Here is a 3,302-nt window from a genome sequence, read left to right as displayed (position 1 = left end):
TACAACGCCCACGTCGAGCAGCATGGCGTGTTCAGCGACGGGCTGCGGAGCTTCTGATGGCCCAGTTCGGCGTTCACCGCAACCCCAATCCGCAGACGAAGGCCCTCATGCCTTACTTGCTGGACGTGCAAAGTGACCTGCTGTCCGACCTCGGCACGCGTGTGGTCGTGCCGCTCTGCCCCGCCTCGGCGATGAAGGGAAAACTCATCAGAACCCTCATGCCGGTTCTCAAGATCGACAACAAATCCTACGCAATGCTCACGCCGCAACTTGCCGGGATCGAAAGCAAGCGGATCGGCCCTGAAGTCATCAATGCTTCCGCATACCGCAACGAAATCATCGCCGCCCTTGATCTGCTGCTGACAGGCATTTAGCCCGGGTTCAACGCGGCATTGCGATACGCAGGGCTTGCAACGGATTGATCACGGTCGTCGCCTAATCGGCCTTTACGGACGGTCACGGTATGCCTATTTCAATTCTGTCTGTCCGCTTTCAGCTTCAATAATCAGTCAAAAGAGTTGGTGTCGGAACTAGTTGTGTCCGGGTGGCCGCAGACAATCTCTAGGATGACTATGGAAACCTGATCGAGCGAAAGAGGGCGATTTGCAGGGCTCTCGCCCCATAAGGGCCACTCCTTTCAGCTAAAACTTCTCAGGGTAGAGTAGCAACGAGGAGGCAGGCTAGCCGCCAAGAGAACGAGGGTTATTGAATGGACACGCACTGGAAGAATGACTTGCCATTCAAATAAATACAGTGGCATCATGGCGTCAAGATCAATATAGAATTTCAGGACCTTGATGTCCGTATACTGACGTCTTGAACTAACAGAACCATCTGAGAATCTTTATGGCGAAACAAGAGAAAACTGCAAAACTGGCTCTCTATGGTCGCTGGGACTTCGAAGAGCTAATGGAAATGACACGAGACTATATCCAGCTCTATGGCTTCGCCTATTCCCTATCAGATGAACTTCCCGCTCACCGAGTGTCTGAAATTGAATATATATATGGGAAGTTTCCCTGGCGTGGCGGCTTTAGTACCGTCAATTTTTTTAGCCAACTTTTCCACAATATCCCCCCGCCCAGCCGGCCAAAGGTCCTGCGCATTCAATACGCATCACCGGGGTTCATTGAAATTTCTGCAATTGCAGGTGCTGCTCTCGCTGTGGCAGGTTTCGTTAAGGCCTTGTGCGTCTCAATAAATGCCGCCCACGAGCTCTATCGCAATATTCAAAGGAGGTCGGTCGAGCTCGATCTTTCAAAAATCAACCTCGCAAAAGAGCAGCTGAACCTAACGCGGGCACAAATTGAGTTCTGTGGCGAAGCTTCTGGACAGCTGACAAAGGTTCTAGGCTTGTCACCGTCACAAGACGCATTACTGGAACAGCGGACGCAGGGAAATAAGGTAATGAAAACCAAGCTGCTGTTGTCGGTGTTTCGCCGCGCTATCAATCTTGCTGACAAGCAGGTATCTCAAATGCTAAATCTCGGTGAGGGTAATGACGAATAGTTCTAACCACCGATTCGAGCCGACCTTCGGGTCGCTACGCGCCCCTCCGGCGGCTCAACCGGAACGTTGGGCGGTAAGTTTCGCAGTTGGAGAAGCTCAACGATGAACATCGCAATACTCATTGGCATCGCAAAGTATAAGTCCGAATCCTCGCTACCCGCCTGCGGGCTTGATGCCGAAAACATGAGACGGCTCCTGGCCGCCACGAAAAAATACGACGACATCCAACTTGTCGTTGACAACACGAACGCAAGTCAAGTCAAGGATGCACTTCGTCAGTTCTTCGCTAAATACCAATTGGTAGGGGGAATTGAAGAGGTCTTCGTATACTTCTCTGGCCACGGCGTGTATCAAAACGACGCGATGCTTTGCTGCTCTGACTATGACTCAAATCGGCCCGCCACAACATCCGTGAGCAACGCTGAGCTGGATGACCTGCTCCGCAGTGTCAGACCGGCTGTTGCAGTAAAGGTAATCGACGCTTGCCAGTCCGGATCACCCTACATAAAGGACGCAAGTGCAGGTTTCGAAAAAGCACTCAGCAAGAGCTCGCTGGGTTCATTTATCTGCATGGCTTCCAGTCGGCAAGACCAAAATTCATACGCGTCCGCAAGCGAAAGTTTCTTCACAAAGAAATGGATTGATGCAGCACTGTCCAAGGAAGATGGCTCGGTTCTCTACCGGGATATACAGGCTGCATTGGCTGATGCTTTCGTATCAGACCCAGACCAAACCCCATTTTTTGTGAGCCAAGGCTCTGGTCTTGAGGTCTTCAGCACAGTGACCGATGACATGAAGGCGCTTACCTCAGCACGAGCCAAAGCACTTGTACCGGAAAAGCCTGAAGCAGCTATAGCTCAGTTAATCAAAGCTCAGGTCGAAGATCGCGATAAAGCCTTTGTCGCCCACAAACTTGTGCTTAGCGCCGTCGAAGCCAGTAAGGAGGCGCTCGTATCTTCCGGCATTGCTGAACCGCTGGTACAGAACTTCTACGTTAAGTCGGTGAAGACAGACGTCAAGCTTCCATCGATACCCAAGGCTCGATCGGTCGCAGCGTTTGCTGAGGAGCAATCGTGGGCCAAACGGTATTTCGTAAAGGTGAACAAGGAGTCTTACCAAGAACGAACCCCCAAAGACCCTCTCGGAATGCTTTCTATCGGACTTGGCAGACGCCTATTAAGTGGAGGGATGTCCGATGACGATTTCGTTGTTGTAACTCGCCAACGACCGTCAACATTGGAGTCAACTGAAACCCTTCCTCTTGAAGTCGCTGAACTTTCTTTTATCTCCGATCACCCTTCTCTCCCCGCATTCTTGATCTACATCGGTCTCGTTCATTCGCTGACTGAAGTGATGGTTCTGTCGGCAACCGTTCGTTTGTCTCAGCGCGGATGGGACTCTCGGACGCCAGAACTGTCAGATGTTCAGTGGCGCTACCAAGCCCAGGCGTGGGCAGACGTTGTCAAGGATCCTGGACTTATCTGGAGAGATGCTCAAACCCGTGGGGAAACCGACATTAGGACCTATCTTGAGTCGCTCCTGCCAAAGTCGGAAACATCTGTCGAAGCAACCCCCGCGGCCGGTGAAGTAGTTGGTGACTCAAAGCCTACCGCCTAACCCTCCGCTCCTGGGATTGCGCCACAAGCGGCGAGCCTTTGAGCTTGAACGTTATGCATTTCCAAGGGTAGGTCTGTGTGAGCACTGAAGTTCGCGCCAAGGGAGCCGATCTCGCGAAGTTCCTTGAGCAAATGACCCCAGAGGAGCGAGATCGTGTTAGCGCCGAGAACATAAAG

At 52.1% G+C, this 3,302-nt stretch carries 3 protein-coding genes; all 3 read left to right on the top strand.

The genetic code is table 11. The annotated features are described in order from the left end of the window. Positions 1-56: 56 nt before the first annotated feature. Positions 57-374, top strand: a complete 318-nt coding sequence (locus IT585_11920; GenBank protein ID MCC6963951.1) for a CcdB family protein — start codon at positions 57-59, stop codon at positions 372-374. 472 nt (positions 375-846) lie between these two features. Further along, positions 847-1,509 carry a hypothetical protein gene (locus IT585_11915; protein MCC6963950.1) on the top strand — a complete coding sequence of 221 codons (663 nt, stop codon included), beginning with the start codon at positions 847-849 and terminating at the stop codon, positions 1,507-1,509. A gap of 102 nt (positions 1,510-1,611) precedes the next feature. Then, on the top strand, positions 1,612-3,126 hold the full coding sequence (locus IT585_11910) for a caspase family protein (GenBank protein ID MCC6963949.1): 1,515 nt from the start codon (positions 1,612-1,614) through the stop codon (positions 3,124-3,126). The last annotated feature ends 176 nt before the right edge of the window (positions 3,127-3,302 follow it).

The sequence above is a fragment of the Candidatus Zixiibacteriota bacterium genome (genome assembly GCA_020853795.1).
Lineage (GTDB): Bacteria > Zixibacteria > MSB-5A5 > CAIYYT01 > CAIYYT01 > JADJGC01.
The sequence above is the reverse complement of the archived record's forward strand: the minus strand, read 5'-3'. Positions and strand labels throughout refer to the sequence as shown.

Bases quoted from the DNA above. Each gene is read 5' to 3' on its own strand.
- IT585_11915 (MCC6963950.1), top strand. From the start codon at position 847: ATGGCGAAACAAGAGAAAACTGCAAAACTGGCTCTCTATGGTCGCTGG.
- IT585_11920 (MCC6963951.1), top strand. From the start codon at position 57: ATGGCCCAGTTCGGCGTTCACCGCAACCCCAATCCGCAGACGAAGGCC.
- IT585_11910 (MCC6963949.1), top strand. From the start codon at position 1,612: ATGAACATCGCAATACTCATTGGCATCGCAAAGTATAAGTCCGAATCC.